At 71.0% G+C, this 16,142-nt stretch carries 12 protein-coding genes; 7 read left to right on the plus strand and 5 right to left on the minus strand.

Annotation, left to right across the window (positions count from 1 at the left end; all coding sequences use genetic code 11):
- Nucleotides 1-151: 151 nt before the first annotated feature.
- From ABEA43_RS15240 to ABEA43_RS15250, 3 genes are all read left to right on the plus strand, one after another.
- On the plus strand, nucleotides 152-2,191 hold the full coding sequence (locus ABEA43_RS15240) for a spermidine synthase (RefSeq protein WP_345562228.1): 2,040 nt from the start codon (nucleotides 152-154) through the stop codon (nucleotides 2,189-2,191).
- A 297-nt stretch (nucleotides 2,192-2,488) separates the two neighbouring features.
- Nucleotides 2,489-3,838, plus strand: coding sequence for a lipase family protein (locus ABEA43_RS15245; RefSeq protein WP_345562230.1), 1,350 nt, complete (start codon nucleotides 2,489-2,491; stop codon nucleotides 3,836-3,838).
- Between the two features lie 264 nt (nucleotides 3,839-4,102).
- Nucleotides 4,103-5,407, plus strand: coding sequence for a cytochrome P450 family protein (locus ABEA43_RS15250; protein ID WP_345562232.1), 1,305 nt, complete (start codon nucleotides 4,103-4,105; stop codon nucleotides 5,405-5,407).
- Between the two features lie 70 nt (nucleotides 5,408-5,477).
- Here the strand turns inward: ABEA43_RS15250 and ABEA43_RS15255 are convergent, their stop codons facing one another.
- Both ABEA43_RS15255 and ABEA43_RS15260 read right to left on the minus strand, forming a co-directional pair.
- Nucleotides 5,478-7,055, minus strand: a complete 1,578-nt coding sequence (locus ABEA43_RS15255; RefSeq protein WP_345562234.1) for an LCP family protein — start codon at nucleotides 7,053-7,055, stop codon at nucleotides 5,478-5,480.
- Nucleotides 7,056-7,188: 133 nt separating this feature from the next.
- Entirely contained in the window at nucleotides 7,189-8,523 is a 1,335-nt protein-coding gene (locus ABEA43_RS15260; protein ID WP_345562236.1) for a neutral zinc metallopeptidase, read from the minus strand.
- Between the two features lie 268 nt (nucleotides 8,524-8,791).
- Here ABEA43_RS15260 and ABEA43_RS15265 point away from each other — a divergent pair, with 268 nt between their 5' ends.
- Complete coding sequence (locus ABEA43_RS15265) at nucleotides 8,792-9,661, plus strand: LysR family transcriptional regulator (protein ID WP_345562238.1); 870 nt, start codon at nucleotides 8,792-8,794, stop codon at nucleotides 9,659-9,661.
- A 321-nt stretch (nucleotides 9,662-9,982) separates the two neighbouring features.
- Here the strand turns inward: ABEA43_RS15265 and ABEA43_RS15270 are convergent, their stop codons facing one another.
- Both ABEA43_RS15270 and ABEA43_RS15275 read right to left on the minus strand, forming a co-directional pair.
- Entirely contained in the window at nucleotides 9,983-11,329 is a 1,347-nt protein-coding gene (locus tag ABEA43_RS15270; protein WP_345562240.1) for a sensor histidine kinase, read from the minus strand.
- Nucleotides 11,322-11,996, minus strand: a complete 675-nt coding sequence (locus ABEA43_RS15275) for a response regulator transcription factor (protein ID WP_345562242.1) — start codon at nucleotides 11,994-11,996, stop codon at nucleotides 11,322-11,324. The genes ABEA43_RS15270 and ABEA43_RS15275 overlap by 8 nt, the downstream gene beginning before the upstream one ends.
- 127 nt (nucleotides 11,997-12,123) lie before the next feature.
- Between ABEA43_RS15275 and ABEA43_RS15280 the strand changes: the two genes are divergently transcribed.
- The 3 genes from ABEA43_RS15280 to ABEA43_RS15290 are packed head-to-tail and all read left to right on the plus strand — an operon-like array spanning nucleotide 12,124 to nucleotide 15,252.
- A complete protein-coding gene (locus ABEA43_RS15280) occupies nucleotides 12,124-13,284 on the plus strand; it encodes a LolA family protein (RefSeq protein WP_345562244.1) in 1,161 nt (386 codons plus the stop codon).
- A complete protein-coding gene (locus tag ABEA43_RS15285) occupies nucleotides 13,281-14,261 on the plus strand; it encodes an ABC transporter ATP-binding protein (protein WP_345562246.1) in 981 nt (326 codons plus the stop codon). The genes ABEA43_RS15280 and ABEA43_RS15285 overlap by 4 nt, the downstream gene beginning before the upstream one ends.
- Complete coding sequence (locus ABEA43_RS15290) at nucleotides 14,248-15,252, plus strand: ABC transporter permease (RefSeq protein WP_345562248.1); 1,005 nt, start codon at nucleotides 14,248-14,250, stop codon at nucleotides 15,250-15,252. The genes ABEA43_RS15285 and ABEA43_RS15290 overlap by 14 nt, the downstream gene beginning before the upstream one ends.
- Nucleotides 15,253-15,366: 114 nt before the next feature.
- Here the strand turns inward: ABEA43_RS15290 and ABEA43_RS15295 are convergent, their stop codons facing one another.
- Nucleotides 15,367-16,104 (minus strand): YcnI family copper-binding membrane protein, encoded by a 738-nt coding sequence (locus ABEA43_RS15295; RefSeq protein WP_345562250.1) that lies wholly within the window; start codon nucleotides 16,102-16,104, stop codon nucleotides 15,367-15,369.
- Between the last annotated feature and the right edge of the window lie 38 nt (nucleotides 16,105-16,142).

Consider the following 16,142-nt stretch of genomic DNA (forward strand, 5'->3'; position numbering starts at 1 on the left):
CGTCCCAACATTCCTTCATCTGATGGTGCGCGTCCAGCGGATCTCAGGGGTTTTGACCTGCAATAATGCCGCATTTCACGCGAAGCGGGCGACATTTCTTCTGGGTCGTCAGACTTCCTTGTTTTCGGTCTGTTCACTACGGTGAAGCATCATGACGCTCCAGGCGCAGAAGCCGGTCACTGGCGGGGAAAAGGATCACTGGCTGGCGGTGCGGCCGAGGCTCATCCTCGCCAGCGCGTTCATGCTCTTCCTTGAGCTGGCGCTGATCCGGTGGACCGGTTCGAACATCGTCCACCTCAGCTATTTCACGAACTTCGTGTTGCTGGGCTCGTTCCTGGGGATCGGGCTCGGGTTCCTGCGCGTGGGGCGCTCGCGGCGGCAGCCGTACTACTCGCCGGTCGTGCTCGCCGTCCTGGTGGTCGTCGTCTCGGCCTTCCCCGTGACCGTGGACAGGAACACCGAGGGCATCCTGTACTGGACGAGCCTGGGCACCGTCGGCCCGCCCGCGTGGCTGATCCTGCCGGTCATCTTCTGCGCCGCGGCCGTGGCGCTCATGGGGCCCGCCGAGCTGGTCGGCCGCTGCTTCCCCGAGCTGCCGCGGCTGGAGGCCTACCGCTACGACCTGATCGGCAGCCTCACCGGGATCGCGGCGTTCACGGCGCTGTCGTTCCTGAGCGCACCCCCGGTGTTCTGGGGGCTGATCGCGGCCATCTGCTACGGCCTGCTGCTGATGCCCAAGCCGCGCACGCTCTACGTCGGCCTGGTGACCGTGCCCTCGCTGGTCGTGGTCGGGCTGCTGCTGGCCGAGACGCTGACCCCCGGGGCGATCTGGTCGCCGTACTACAAGGTCACCTTCAAGGCGATGCAGCTGGCCGGCGTCAACGTCACCGACATCGCCGTCAACGGCATCCCCCACCAGCAGGCCGTGCCCGCCGCCGCCCGCCTGCAGTGGGAGGCCCAGTACGGGCTCCCGTACGACCGCACCACCAAGCCGCCCAAGGACGTGCTCATCGTCGGCGCGGGCAGCGGCACCGACGTGGCGATCGCGCTGTCCAAGGGCGCCAACCGGGTGGACGCCGTGGAGATCGACCCCAAGCTGCGCGAGCTCGGCGGCTCCGTGCACCCCGACAAGCCCTACGACGACCCGCGCGTCACCACCCACGTCACCGACGGCCGCGCCTTCCTGGAGCGCAGCGCCGAGAAGTACGACCTGATCCTCTTCGCCCTGCCCGACTCGCTCACCCTCGTCTCCGGCGCCAGCTCCCTGCGCCTGGAGAGCTACCTGTTCACCGAAGAGGCCATGCAGGCCGCCCGCGCCCACCTCAAGCCGGGCGGCACGTTTTCGATGTACAACTACTACCGCGAGAGCTGGCTCGTCGACCGCCTCGCCTCGACCATGCAGAGCGCGTTCGGCCACAAGCCGTGCGTCGACGTGGTCAGCACCGCGGGCCAGCAGGCCGTGATCACCGCCGGCCTGACCGCCTCGGCCCAGCGGTGCGCCACCGAGTGGCCGGGGGCCGCCGCGGGAACTCCGTTGCCGGCCGACGACGACCGTCCGTTCCTCTATCTCAAGGACGCGACGATCCCGCCGATCTACATCATCACGCTCGGCCTGATCCTCATCGTCAGCCTGCTCGCCGTCCGCCTCGTGGCCGGCCCCTACGGCAGGATGCGCCCGTACGCGGACCTGTTCCTGCTCGGCGTGGGGTTCATGCTGCTGGAGACGAAGAGCGTGACCGGGTTCGCGCTGCTGTTCGGCACCACGTGGGTGGTCAACGCGATCGTCTTCGCCGGCGTGCTCGTCGCGGTGCTCGCCGCCGTCGAGCTGACCCGCCGCTTCCGCATGCCACCCCTGCCGGTCATGTACGCCGTGCTGTTCGCCGGGCTGCTGCTGGCCTGGCTGGTGCCGAACGCGTGGCTGCTGTCGCTCCCGTTGCCTCTGCGCGCGGTGGCGGCCGTCACGGTGGCGTTCCTGCCGATCTTCGCCGCGAACGTGGTCTTCGCCAAGCGCTTCGCCGAAACCGCCGACGCGACCACCTCCTTCGGCGCGAACCTGCTGGGCGCCATGGTGGGCGGCTGCCTGGAATATGCGGCGCTGGTGATCGGATACAAGGGCCTGCTGATCGTCGCGGCCGTCCTCTATCTGGGCGCTCTGGCGCTGCTCCCCAGAAGAAACGCCGCCGTCGGCTGACCCGGCGCTTTCGGGCGAATGCAAAGGACACCTTCCGGGTGTGGAGGATTTCCGCACCCGGCGTTCTGACGTGCTGTATCGCGGCACTCCTGCACCTCTGTAACGCCTTGACCCACGGTCAGGTGAATTGTCTGCATCGCGGGTTGATTTGTCGTCGGCCCGGAGGTGAGCTAGAGATGCCGGCCAGGATATTCGTGCATTGATCATTGCCGTTGAAAAGGGAAATCTGTCTTTTCCATAAGGAGGTAAGAGATCGGGGGTGACGTCCGGTAAACCCACGAAAAAAGGTGAAAAATCATGGCGACACAAGGGGCAGCCAGGATCGACGTCGAGCGTGCCCTGCGGCAAGAGTCGGAGCCGGTGCCCGCGGGCCGCGCGGAGCAGGTCGCCGGAGTGCTCCCCCAGCGGATGCTGTTCGCGGCACCAGCCACCGAAGCGTCCGGGGAGGCGCCCGTGCCGGGCTCCACGTGGGCGCTCACCTCCGCCTGGTCCCACCGGGGCCAGATCGCCACCGGGACCGCCGCCGTCCACTACGGCGCGGGCCACGACCGCCTCGTCCAGCCGATGATCTTCGCGGACGGGTTCGGCCACGGACCCAGCCGGCTTCCCGCGCTGTGGCACCACCTCAACGCGCCCTACCCGCCCCGGCGGCACCGCCTGCTCGACCAGCTCCTCGCGCAGGGCATCGACGTCGTGCTGCTCGGCTTCGCCGGCCGGCACACGCACATCCAGGCCAACGCCGGGGTGGCCGCCGCCTGCATCAGGCGGGCCGTCGCCGAGCGGGCCGGCAGCACCCCGCTCATCGTCGGCGGCGTCGGCAGCGGCGGGCTGATCACCCGTTACGCGCTGGCGGAGATGGAGAGCCGCGGCGAGGACCACCAGACCATGACGTACCTGTCCTACGACACGCCGCACAACGGCGCGTGGCTCCCGCTGATCCTGCAGCAGCTCGCGTACTTCTCCGAGAGCCTCACCCCGGGAGATCCTGGAGAGCCCGGACCGGCCGACCTGATCAGGAGCCCCGCCGCGCAGCAACTGCTGTGGGCGTGGGTCGAGAGCGCCCGCTACTCCGGGCCTGTCTCCACCGCCAGCCCGCTGCGCACGGCCTTCATCGAGGACCTGCGCCGGGTGGGCTGGTTCCCGGTCAGGCCGCGCAAGCTCGGGGTGGCCAACGGGGCCGCCGACGGAACAGGCAGGAACGTGCCGCCCGACGCGCTCGTGTTCGAGTGGAGCGCGCTGGACGGCCTCGTCGGGGCCACGGTCCGCACCCAGCCGGACCGCGGCGCGAAGAAGCACGTCGGCGGCATGCGGGCGGTGCCGATGTGGTCGAGCAAGAGCTACACCAGCGACGTCGCGCCCTTCGACGGCGCGCCGGGCGGGACGCTCGCCTCGTACGGGCTGCTCGCCGACGAGCTCGGCGTGCCGATCGAGAGCCGGTACCGGTCGGCCTGCTTCGTCCCGTCGGTGAGCGCCGTCGCCCTCCAGTACGACCCGGTGGAGTGGACGGTCGACCTCTACACCGACATCACGTCGCTGTCGCCGGAACACAGCCAGCTCGATGACTACCAGTGTGACGCGGACAACTCCGAGCACGGCCAGGTGACCGCCACGCTGGCGGAGTGGATCCTGGGGCAGCTCGCCAAGTGAGGCCCGCGCGCGCCTTCGCGAGAGGTGAGGCCGCCGAGCACCTCTCGCACCGTCCCGCCGGCCGCGCGGTCAGCCGGATCGCGCGGCGGGCGCGACGGGTCGCGGGCGTGCGGCATGTGTTCGGCGACGTCATGGGGTCCCCTGTCCGAGGCAGCGCGTCACGGGTGGATCGCGCGGGGGTGTCCGTACCAGTATGAGGACACGGGGGCCGCCGCGGCGGTCACTCGCGGAAAGCCGGTAGCACAGGAGCCATTGGGGACGAAGATGCTGGAGAAGCTGCTGCCCGGTCACGAGGGGCTGCTCGCCGACCCCTATCCCGCCTACGCCCGGTTGCGGGAGTCCGGCGTCCCGCACCCCGTGCGCCTGCCCAACGGCCTCTACGGCTGGCTGGTGACCCGTTACGACGACGCCCGCGCCGTGCTCGCCGATCCGCGGTTCAGCAAGGACCCGCGCAACGCGCCGGCCGACTGGCAGGAGGCGGGGCGGGGCAAGCCCCTGGAGGACCGCTCAGGGCTGGGCACCCACCTGCTCACCACGGACCCGCCCGAGCACACCCGGCTGCGCCGCCTGGTCTCCGGGTTCTTCACCACGCGGCGGCTGGGGCGGCTCGGACCGAAGATCGAGGCGGCCGCCCGCGAGCTCGCCGGCGGCCTGGAGTCACCGGCCGACCTGATCGGCGACTTCGCCGCGCCGCTGCAGCTCGCCACGATCTCCGACGTGCTCGGCGTCCCGGACGCGGACCGTACGGACTTCCAGCGGTGGACGGCGGCCGTGGTGTCCTCGGAGGAATCGGGGGAGGAGCCGGAGGAGGGGCCAGAGAAGGGACCGGAGAAGGATCCGGAGAAGGATCCGGCGAAAGGGGAGGGCGAGCGGGCAGGCGATAGGGGCTTTCAGGGCGGTGGCCGGGCGGAGGCGCTCGGGCGGCTGGCCGCCTACGTGGCCGGGCTCGTCGAGGAGAAGCGGCGGGCGCCGGGCGACGACGTGATCAGCGCGATCACGGCCGCGGCGGACGACGGGGAGCGGCTGACCGAGGCCGAGCTGATGTCGATGATCTTCCTGCTGCTCGTCGCCGGCGTCGAGACGACCGTCGGGCTCATCGGCCTGGGCGCCTGTACGCTGCTGCGCCACCCCGACCGGCTCGACCTGCTGCGCGCCCGCCCCGAGCTGATGGACCAGGCCGTGGAGGAGCTGCTGCGCCACGACAGCCCCGTGGAGCTGGCCACCTGGCGCTTCCCCCTGGAGCCCGTGGAGCTCGGCGGGAGCCGCGTCCCGGAAGGGCAGCCGATCCTCGTGTCACTGGCGGCGGCCAACCGGGACCCGCTGCGCTTCCCCGAGCCGGACCTGCCCGACCTGACCCGGGACGACAACCCGCACCTGAGCTTCGGCCACGGGCCGCACTACTGCCTCGGCGCGATGCTCGCCCGCATCGTCGGCCGGGCCGCCCTCAGCGAGGTCGTCCGGCTGCCGGGGCTGGCCCTGGCCGTGCCGCCGGAGGAGCTGAGCTGGCGTTCCAGCCTGACCGTCCGCGGGCCGAAACGGCTGCCCGTGACGTTCCGCCGCGCCGGCTGAGGCGGCCGCCCTGAGCGGGCCCGAGCGAGCGGGCCCGGGCCAGGGAGCCGGGAGGTCCCGCCCAGCGGCGCTAGAGGCCGCAGAGCTCTTCGAGGGACTGGGCGCCGGCCTTCTGGCTGCCGTTCTTGGTCGGGGTCTGGGTGGGCGTGGCGCCGGTCCGCGTCGGCGTGGGCGACGTGGACGGCGAGGTGGCCGTGACACTCGGCGAGGCGCTGACGTTCGCCGTCTTGGCCTGCCGGGCCGGCCGGGTCGAGTCGCTGACCGCCTTGCGCGCGGCCTGGCGGATCTTCACCCAGTCGGGGCGGCCCGAGTAGAACTCCGGCGGCACGAACTGGAGGCTGGTGATCTTGGCGTCCTTGACCTTGACGGCCAGCGCCGCCAGGGGCTGGACGAGGTGCTGGGGGATGTTCGTCTGGGCCAGCCGCTTGGCCGCGCCGGCGATCTTGGTGAAGTTGGTCAGGATCTTGGCGGGTGTGGCCTGCTGGGCGAAGGCGCCGATGACGCAGCGCTGGCGGCCCATCCGGGAGAAGTCGTCGCTGTTGACGCGGGAGCGGCCGTACCAGAGGGCCTCCTCGCCGGACAGCCGCTGGTAGCCCGCCTTGATGGTGCCCGCCGTGCCGTAGAGGCCGCCCCACTTGACGTCCTGCTCGACCCGGATCTTGAGGCCGCCGATGGCGTCGACGAGGTCCGCGAAGCCGTACATGTTCATCATCGCGTAGTAGTCGATCTTCAGGCCGAGCGTCTGGCCGATGGCGTCCATCAGCGCGCGGGGGCCCTTGTTCTTGCCGCCCATGACCTGCGGGTTGTCGCTGGCGTACTGCCAGACCTCGTTGAGCAGGCCGCCGTTCGGGAGCTCGGCCATGAAGCCGTTCGGGAACTGCTTGTGCAGCGGCGAGGTGGTCGGGAAGCGGACGTGCTGCAGGTTGCGCGGCAGGCTGAACAGGACCGTGGCGCCGGTCTTGATGTCCACGCTGGCCACCGTCATGCTGTCGGTCCGCACGCCGGTACGGTTGCTCGCCGCGTCGCCGCCGATCAGCAGGAAGTTCACGCGGTCCCGGCCGTCCCACGGGTCCTCGGGGTTCTTGGCCGCGACGGGGACGTCGGGGTCGGACGTGGAGGGGAAGATCTCATGGATCGTGCCCCGCAGGGTCAGGACGGTGTTGGCGACGGCCGCGAACGGCGACATGACCATGACGCACAGCACGCCGATCACGATGCCGGTGACCACCTGGCCCTGCTGGTTCAGCCGGTTGGGGCCGAGCGTGACGTACGAGGTCACCAGCAGCGCGAACCAGGCCAGCGCGCCCGCCGAGGCGACGATGATCACCGCGAGCATCATCCCGTCGCCGGCGAACGCGGTGAGGTCCTCCAGGCTGTGCGTCAGGTAGTAGCCGAGGGCGGCGAGCAGGATCAGCGCGTACACGCTGACCAGCGCCAGCCCGGTACGGCGGTGCCCGGCCCGCAGGTGCGCGGCGCCGGGCACGATGGCGGACAGTGCCGTCCACCCGAGTACGGAGGCCGTGGTGAGCGGCTTGGCGAAACGCGGTGCGGCGGAGCGGGACGCGGGACCCGAAGCCGATCGGGGGCGGCGAATGGGGCGCCGTGGTTTGCCTCCCGGCCCGGTGTTTACCCCATCGCGCTTGCTCACACCGGCTCCTTCACACGCCTACCAGGCAAAACCGTCGTTTGTCCCCCGTCGGGCACAAGATTGCCAGGATTCTAGCCCCCATACCTGGACATCGGAGACATGTACCCAAGCTGAGATGAACACCACGTGCCCATCAGGAGGTCGTTGAGGACGGCGCCTTCCACGTGTTGCACTGGTACGCCTGGTTGCGCTCCCAGCCCTGTCTGAACCATCGGTTGTTGTTCGCGGGCGTCCCGTGGTCGCGCGGCCAGCCGGGGTAGTCGCCCACCTGTGCGTAGAACGAGAACAGCCGGCTCTTGGCCGAGGAGTTGACGGGGTACGACGACGCCACCGACCGCATCCACATGCCGCCGAAACAGGTGGCCTGCAGCTCCAGCCGCCTGCTGAGCGCCAGCTTGCCGCTCTGGCTGGAGGAGTCGAGGGTCGAGCGCCACCAGGAGTCCATCAGGCCCGTGATGTTCTGGACGTGGTGGCCGTACTCGTGGGCCATCATGCTGATGATCCCGCCGTGCCAGGCGATGATCTCGCCGTACCCGCGGGAGTTGCCGTTGCCCCTGGCCATGGCCGAGGTGGAGGCGTAGATGGTGTTGTTGCGCGGGCAATAGTACGGCACCATGCTGCCCGCCGACGGATAGTCGCCGCACGCGCCCCTGCCCCGTTTGGCGGCGATGGCGTAGCCGGGCGGGCTGAACCGGATGCCCTGCCTCTCCAGGATCGGCTGCCACGCCTTGTCCATGCACCGGCCCGTCTTCAGGATCAGCGCCTTGAGCTGGCTGTGGTTGAAGATGTTGGCGTTGCCCGCCCGGCAGTCGAGCCGGGGCAGCACGCCCGCCCGGTACATCGTGTTGTTCTTCAGGCTCGTGTTGAGCGTGACCTTGGGCGGCTGGGTGACGGACGGCTCCGGCTCGGGCTCCTCGGTGGCCTCCCGGGTCGGCTCGTCCGTCGGCTCCTGCGTGCGCGTCCGCGACGGCAGCGGCTCGTCGTCGTCGGTGGCGCGCTCCGACGGCTCGTACGTCGGGATCGCGATCGGCGTGGTCGTCTCGTACCGGGAGGAGCTCTTGAGCATCGCCGCCCCGATGACGATCAGCACGAACAGCGCGGCCAGCGAGCCGAACACGGCGGCGAGCACCCCGACGACGCCCATGCCCGACTTCCTGCGCGGCGGCGGTGGCTGCCACTGCCGCGGCGGCATCGGCGGGGGAGGGGGAGGGGGCGGCTGACGGTACGGCTGCTGCCCGTAGGGCGGCGGCGGATTCTGGGGCGGGTACTGCGGCAGGTTCGGGGGCGGGTACTGCGGCGCCCGCCCGCCCTGCGGGTACGGCTGTCCCTGCTGCGGGTACGGCTGCCCCGGGGGCTGGATCGGCTGCTGCGGATAATGCGGCGGCGGCTGCTGGGGCGGCGGCGGGTACGGATTGCCTTGACCGCCCTGCGGCTGCGGCTGGCGATGGCCGGGCGGCGGCCAGGGCAACGAGGGAGGCCGCTGTGGCTGCCCAGGCCCTTGTGGCGGGGGTGGATATTGCCCGTTCCCTGTCACCGTGTCTCCCCGTTCACGCGGTTGTCCGGAATGGAATGCTTTGCGCCGCCACTAGTCGGACCCTTGCCAAATTTGGGGCAAAAGCATACTCAATTAACACCCGTCACGGATGTAGCAGTGCACGGTTACAGTCCGAAATCATTCGAGGTGATCTCCGCTATCTTTCGGTCCGGGCGGCGGGCGGTGTCCTAGCTTTCTTGGCATGAATCTCCAGCAGCTCCGCTATGTGGTCGCGACTGCGGAGCACCGCACCATGACCGACGCGGCCAGGTCGCTCTACATCGCGCAGCCTGCGCTTTCCCGCGCGATCCGCGATCTGGAGCGAGAGCTCGGCATGACGCTCTTCGCTCGTTCAGGCCGTGGCGTGGTGGTCACCGCGCAAGGCCGCCGGGTGGTCAAATTGGCCAGGGAGGCACTCGACGCCGTACATGAGATCGAGGGCCTCGCCAACCACGGCGGCATCACCGAGGCGGAGCTCCGCATCGCCTCCACACCCAGCCTCGAGCCCGGCCTCGCCGGTCGGCTGCTGCCGGCCTACGCGGCCGAGCACCCGGGGGTACGCGTGCACATCGTGCGTTGCGACGGCAGAGACGGCGTCGTCACCGCCATCAGGGATCAGCGAGCCGATCTCGGGCTCACCGACCTGCCCGTGCCCACCGACCTCATCACCCATCCGCTCGAGCGCCAGGAGATCGTGCTGATCTCCCCGCCCGGGCTCGACCTGCCCAACCCGGTGCCGATGGGCAAGCTCCACGGGATGCGCCTGGCGCTGCCAGCCCGCGGCAGCATGCGGCGCAGGGAGCTCGACGCGATGTTCGGCAAGTACTCCGTCACGCCGGTGGTCGTACTCGAGACCGACGAGCGCAACGGCTGGCTCAACGCGGTGCGCGCCGGCCAGGCGTCGCTGCTCTGGTACCGCGGCATGGCCGAGCAGGCCGGGCGCGCGGGCCTGACGGTGCGTTCGCTCGAACCCGCCGTCCGCCGCGTCATCGCCGTCGTGCACGCTCGCCGGCGCCTGCCGCTGATCGCCCAGGACTTCCTGGCCACCGCAGAAAAGGGGACAGCCGCCTGACCAGATTCGGAACGATCCAAGAACCCCCCGCTACAGAGCCTCTGACGCCGCACAAACCGCACAAGCCGGATCAGCCGCACTGATCGGCACGTCGGAGACGGAACAGCAAAACCGCACCACGAAAGCACGGACAGGGCCCGGATTACCCGAGCCCAGGGGGCCCGGCGACGACGCCGTGCCCCTGAGGGCCAGCATCGGAAGCCCGACTTCAGCTCTTGACCCGCCGCACCTCGCCTTGGCCTGCCGCCGCCGGCGAGGAGCGTTCTCGCGTTGCCTTGACGGGACGGACTTGACGGGACAGGGGAGCGTTCTCGCGCTGCCTCAACGCGACACCGGCAGCCGCACCACGGCCCGCAGCCCAGGCGCGGCGTCCTCCAGCACGACCGTGCCACCGTGCGCCAGCACCGTCTCGCGCACGATGGCCAGACCGAGCCCGGTGCCGCCTTCGTCACGGCTGCGCCCGGAGTCGAGCCTGGTGAAGCGGTTGAACACGCGTTCGCGATCCTGCTCCGGGATGCCGGGACCGTCGTCGGCCACCGACAGCACGCCGTCGGCCGTCAGCGCCACCTCGACCTTGGAGGAGGTGTGGCGGGTCGCGTTGTCCATGAGGTTGGTCAGCACCCTGCTCAGGTCGAGGGCGTCCCCCTGGACCACGACCGGGTCGCAGACCGTCAGGCGGGCCTCGCCGTACCGGTCGACGGTCTGGCGCACCACCTCGTCGAGGTTGACCGGCTCACGCCTGGCGGGCACGCCGCCGCGCTCGTCCAGCCTGGCCAGCGCGAGCAGGTCCTCGGCCAGCCGCGAGAGCCGCATCGTGTCCTCCAGCACGCCCTCGGCGGTCTCCTGCCAGTCCTGGCCCTCGGGATGGCCGAGCGCCACCTCCAGCTGCAGCCTGATGCTCGCCAGCGGGCTGCGCAGCTCGTGCGCGGCGTCGGAGACCAGCGCCCGCTGCCGCTGCTCGGCCTCCTCCAGCCGGGCCAGCATGCCGTTGAGCGTGGTGGCCAGAAAGTGGACCTCGTCCCGCGACTGCGGCACCGGCAGCCTGCGCGACCTGGCCGTGTGCGTGATGTCCGCCGCACTCTTGCGCAGGGCGGAGATCGGCCGCAGCGTACGGCCGATCATCAGCCAGCTCGCCACCGCGAGCAGCACGATCAGCGCGGGCGTGCCGACCAGCAGCACCCTGCCCGCGGTGCCCAGACTGGTCTGGATCTCGCTGATGGGCCTGGCCGCCACCACGGTCTGGCCCCGGTCCGCGCTGAGCACCACCACCCGCAGGAACCCGGGGATCGCGTACGGCCGCCCGTCCAGCATCCTCGCCTGCCCGCTCTTCAGCGCCTTGGCCCTGGCCCGCTCGCCCAGCAGCGGCACCAGCCGGTCGGTGCCGTAGGTGACGTGCGTGATCCGCCCCTGCGCGTCGATGACCTGCACGATCGTGCCGTCGTGCGTGCTGATCGGACTGGTCAGCGTTCCCGCGTCGGCCGCCACGCGCACGGCCTGCGCCTGCTGCCTGGTGGACTCGTCCACGGTGTCGATCAGCGTCCGGTCCAGCACGCTGAGCAGCACCGACGCGGAGATCGCGAGCGCCAGCGCGAGCACGGTGGCGGCCGCCACCGTGAGCCTGAACCGCAGCCCCTGACGCCGCCACCAGGCCAGCGGGGAGTCAGCCACCGTCGCCCGCCAGCCGGTAGCCCGCGCCGCGCACGGTCTGCAGGGCGTTCTTGCCGAACGGGACGTCGATCTTGCGCCGCAGGTAGCCCACGTACACCTCGACCACGTTCGGGTCGGTGTCGAAGGTGTCCCAGACGTGCTCCAGGATCTCCGACTTGGACACGACCTCGTCCCGCCGCCGGATCAGGTATTCCAGCAGCGCGAACTCCCTCGGCGTCAGCTCGATCGCGCTCTCGCCGCGCTCGACCCTGCGCCGCGCGGGATCGAGCGACAGGTCGCCGGCCACCAGCACCGCCGGCCGCCGCCCGGAGTCGCGCCGCAGCAGCGCCCGCAGCCTGGCCACCAGCACCACGTACGAGAACGGCTTCGTCAGATAGTCGTCGGCGCCCAGATCCAGGCCGTCGGCCATGTCGTACTCGCCGTCCTTGGCCGACAGCATCAGGATCGGCACCCAGTTCTCCTCCGCGCGCAACTGCTTGCACACGTTGTACCCCGACAGCCTGGGCAGCATGATGTCGAGCACGACGATGTCGTACTCGCCGTGCCGGGCCGCGTGCAGTCCGTCCTCGCCGTCGTGGGCGAGATCCACGGCGAAGCCCTCGGCCTGGAGCCCCCGCTGGAGCGCGGCTGCCATCCGCCGCTCGTCCTCGACGACAAGTACTCTCATGAGGCAATTCTCCTTTTCCTGCCCTGAGACAACGCTGAGAAGGCTGAGAGCAGTCTCAGACTGTCTCAGGTCTGCCACAGGATGCATCACGCAGGCTCTGAGCATCGACATACCGTTAAGGAGTGAGATGCGCAGAGGCACGTTCGTGAGGTGGGGAGTTCCGATCGCCGCCGCGGCGGTGATCGGAGCCGCGATAGGCGCCGGCCCCGTCATCGCCGCAGTGAGCGGCGAGCCCGTGCTGCCGGAGCGGTCGGCCCAGCAACTGCTGGCCGACGCCGCGGCGGCGACCAGCAAGGACAAGGGCCTTCCGCCCATGTCCGGCACCGTGCAGCAGACGGCGTCACTCGGTCTGCCGGCGCTGCCGCAGACCGGTGGCGAGGCGTCGCCGCTCAGCCTGCTGTCCGGCTCGCACGAGGTGAAGGTCTGGTACGGCGCCACCGACAAACTGCGGGTGGCCTTGCCGACGCAGTTGAGTGAGACCAACCTGATTGTGAACGGCGACCAGGCCTGGTACTGGAACAGCAGCACCAACACGGCCACCAAGCTGAAGATCAAGGCCGCAGCCGACCGCCAGGAGCACGCTCCGGCCACGCCGCAGCCGACCGATCTGACGCCGCAGCAGGTGGCCGAGCGGGTGCTGGCCAACGCCGACCAGCACACCGCCGTCCGGGTGATCAACACGGCCGAGGTGGCGGGCCGCCCGGTCTACCAGCTCGTGCTCGCGCCCAAGGCGGAGGGCTCGCTGGTCCAGGAGGTACGCATCGCGCTCGACGGCGAGACGTACGTCCCGCTCCAGGTGCAGGTGTTCGCCAAGGGCTCGGCCGAGCCGGCGTTCCAGATCGGGTTCACCCAGGTGACGTTCACGCCGCCGGCGGCCGAGAACTTCGAGTTCACTCCGCCCGCGGGCGCCAAGGTGGAGGAGCAGGAGCTCGGCTTCAACGGCCGCGAGGAGGTCAAGGAGGAGCACGCGGAGCAGGCCAAGGACGTCGCGGACAAGGTGAAGGTCGTCGGCGAGGGCTGGGCGAGCGTCACGGTCCTGCCGTTCTCGCTGTCGGACCTGGCCGCCAAGCCGGCCGAGACGCCCGAAGGCAGGGAGTTCGGCGGCGGCGGCGACCCGGCCGCGCTGCTGGACACCGTGCTCAAGTCCGCCACCCCGGTGAGCGGCACGTGGGGCTCGGGCAAGCTGATCAAGACCAAGCTTGTCACGGCCCTGCTGACCGACGACGGCCGCCTTCTGGTCGGCGCGGTCACCCCGGAGGAGATCACCAAGGCGGCGGGCGTCAAGTGACGACTGTCGTTCAGGAAGCGGGGGCGCCCTTCGGGGCGGCCCCGCCGCCGGGGGCGGACGGCGCGGCGATCGTCACCCAGGGCCTGACCAAGCGCTTCCGCGGCGGCCAGGTCGCGGTGAACGCGCTGGACCTGGCCGTGCCGCGCGGCTCGGTGTTCGGCTTCCTCGGGCCGAACGGCTCGGGCAAGACCACCACCATCCGCATGCTGCTCGGCCTGGTCTCGCCCACGGCCGGCGCGTACTCCGTGCTCGGCCTGCCGCCGGCCCAGGCACTGCCCAGGGTGGGGGCGCTGGTGGAGGGGCCGGCGTTCTACCCGTACCTGTCGGGCGCGGCGAACCTGCTGCGCTTCGACTCCGCCGACCCGACCGCGCCACGCGGCACCGCGAAGCGGCGGATCGCCGACGCGCTCGAACGCGTGGGCCTGTCGGCCGCCGCGGGCAAGCGCTTCCGCAACTACTCGCTCGGCATGCGCCAGCGCCTGGCCATCGCGGCCGCGCTGCTGGGGCCGCGCGAGCTGCTCATCCTGGACGAGCCGACCAACGGGCTCGACCCGCAGGGCACCCGCGAGGTGCGCGCGCTGGTCAAGGAGATCGCCGCCGAAAGCACCACGGTCTTCGTCTCCTCGCACCTGCTGGCCGAGGTCGAGCAGATGTGCACGCACGCCGCGATCATGCGTACCGGGGAGCTCGTCGCGCAGGGCACGATCGCCTCGCTGAACGGCGGCCTGGTGACCCGCGTCAGGATCGAGACGCCCGACGCGGCCGACGCCGCGCGGGTGCTCGGCACGCTCGGGCTGGCCGACGTGCGGCCCGCGGGCGCCGAGGTCACCGCCGAGCTGGGCGGGCACGCGCCGGAGCGGATCAACGCCGCCCTGGTGGGGGAGGGCGTGGCCGTACGCGGGCTGGCCGTCGTACGGCCGAGCCTGGAGGACGTGTTCGTGGGACTGACAGGGGAGGGCTTCGATGTCGACGGCTGAGTCGACGACCGGGTCGACGGTGGGGACGATTTCTGGCACGCAGGCCGATGCGGCGGGCGAAGCGCAGGAGCGGCGGATGCCCGGGCTCGTACCGGTGACCGAGACCCTGCGCTCCGCGGAGCGGCACGCGCCGGACGCGCCCGGGGCTCCCGGGGCATCCGTGCTGCCGGTCAGGATGGCGTCGTCGTTCTGGCGGCTGCTCGGCTCGGAGCTGGGCCTGACGTTCCGCAGGCCGCGCAACGTGGTGATGCTGGGCGTGGTCGCGCTCGTCCCCGTGGTGCTCGGCATCGCGCTGCGGATCGCCGGCGCCGAGGAGGGCATGGGCGGGATCGTCCAGGCCGTGGCGGGCAACAGCCTCATGCTGACGTTCGCGTCGTTCTCGTTCCTGGTGCTGCTGCTGATGCCGGTCGCCGTCAGCGTGGTCGCGGGGGACTCCATCGCGGGTGAGGCCGGCGCGGGGACGTTGCGTTACCTGCTGGCCGCTCCGGCGGGACGCACCCGGCTGCTGCTGGTCAAATATCTCAACGCGGCGATCTTCGCCTACGCGGTGACCGCCGTGGTGGCGGTGGCGGCGCTGGTGACGGGGCTGATCCTCTTTCCCGTCGGACCCGTGACGATGCTGTCGGGGACCACGATCTCCGTCGCGGACGGGCTGCTGCGGATCCTCATCGCCGTCGGTTACGTCGGCGCGGGCATGGCCGCCCTGGCCGCGGTGGCGGTGGCGCTGTCGACGTTCACCGAGGTGCCCATCGGGGCCATCGCGGGCACCGTCGTGCTGATCATCGTCTGCCAGGTGCTGCGGGCGGTGCCGGCGCTCGACGCGATCACGCCGTACCTGCTGCCGACCAGGTTCACCAACTTCGACGCCGTGCTGCGCAGCCCGATCGACGCGGGGGCGCTGGGGGAGGGGCTGCTGGCGTTCGGGGCGTACATCGTGTTGTTCGGGTCGATCGCGTGGGCCCGCTTCTCCGGCAAGGACATCACCTCCTGACCGGCCGCTCCCGACGCCGAGCGTGACGCGCCCCCGCCCGGATCACCGGGCGGGGGCGGCGGGCCGTGCTCGTGAGCCTTGCCGGGCTGTGCTTCGCCGGGCTGGGCTTTCTGGTCAGGCGGTGGGGCGGCGGCGCAGGCCGATCGCGCCGACCACGACGCCGATGATGCCCACCACCAGGCCCGCGCCGCCCAGGAGCCGCGCGGTGCTGTCAGAGGCGGACCCGGACGTGGCGGCGGCCGCCACCGGGCTCACCGACGGGGCGGCGGCCGCGGGGGCCGCGCTGGCGGAGGCGGAGGCGGAGCCGTGTGCCCCTTCGGCGCTCGCCGGCGTCAGCTTCAGCACCGGAGCCGGGTGCTCCGCCTCGGTGCCGTCCGTCTTCGGGGCGTCGGACCAGCTGACGACCTCGCCGCCGGAGTATTCCTGCTTCGTCGGGAACGTCAGCGAGTCGACGTCCTTGGGCAGCTGGCCCATCGACACCTCGAACTCCTGGAACTCGCCCGGGTTGATCTTTCCGCCCGACCAGACGACCTTGGTGACGGCCTCTTCCAGGTCGCCGTACTCGGTCTTGACCGGCGTCGGCAGCTTGCTCTCCGTGACCTTGACCTCCCACCCGGGCACGGGCTTGACCGACACGAAGGCCAGCGGGTGGTCGGCGGGGAAGGCGACCTCGATCTTGACGGTCGAGGCGTCGTCGCGCTCGTTGGGCACCCGGAAGGCGACCTTGGTGAACCCGCCCTGCTCGGCGGTGCCCGGCTGGATGGTGACGTGGGCCAGCGCGGGCAGCGCGAGGCCGGCGGTGATGGCGGTGACGGCGGCGAGCACGGTCGCGGCACGGCGTACGAAGGACATGCGGAGCTCCACTTGGATGATCGGGGGATGAAGGGGTG

This window comes from Nonomuraea rosea (assembly GCF_039539705.1).
Classification (GTDB): Bacteria; Actinomycetota; Actinomycetes; order Streptosporangiales; family Streptosporangiaceae; genus Nonomuraea; species Nonomuraea rosea.

Excerpts from the sequence above, each read along its gene's own strand:
- ABEA43_RS15275 (WP_345562242.1), bottom strand. The coding sequence starts at position 11,996 with ATGAGAGTACTTGTCGTCGAGGACGAGCGGCGGATGGCAGCCGCGCTC.
- ABEA43_RS15250 (WP_345562232.1), top strand. The coding sequence starts at position 4,103 with ATGCTGGAGAAGCTGCTGCCCGGTCACGAGGGGCTGCTCGCCGACCCC.
- ABEA43_RS15290 (WP_345562248.1), top strand. The coding sequence starts at position 14,248 with ATGTCGACGGCTGAGTCGACGACCGGGTCGACGGTGGGGACGATTTCT.
- ABEA43_RS15295 (WP_345562250.1), bottom strand. The coding sequence starts at position 16,104 with ATGTCCTTCGTACGCCGTGCCGCGACCGTGCTCGCCGCCGTCACCGCC.
- ABEA43_RS15265 (WP_345562238.1), top strand. The coding sequence starts at position 8,792 with ATGAATCTCCAGCAGCTCCGCTATGTGGTCGCGACTGCGGAGCACCGC.
- ABEA43_RS15245 (WP_345562230.1), top strand. The coding sequence starts at position 2,489 with ATGGCGACACAAGGGGCAGCCAGGATCGACGTCGAGCGTGCCCTGCGG.
- ABEA43_RS15240 (WP_345562228.1), top strand. The coding sequence starts at position 152 with ATGACGCTCCAGGCGCAGAAGCCGGTCACTGGCGGGGAAAAGGATCAC.
- ABEA43_RS15280 (WP_345562244.1), top strand. The coding sequence starts at position 12,124 with ATGCGCAGAGGCACGTTCGTGAGGTGGGGAGTTCCGATCGCCGCCGCG.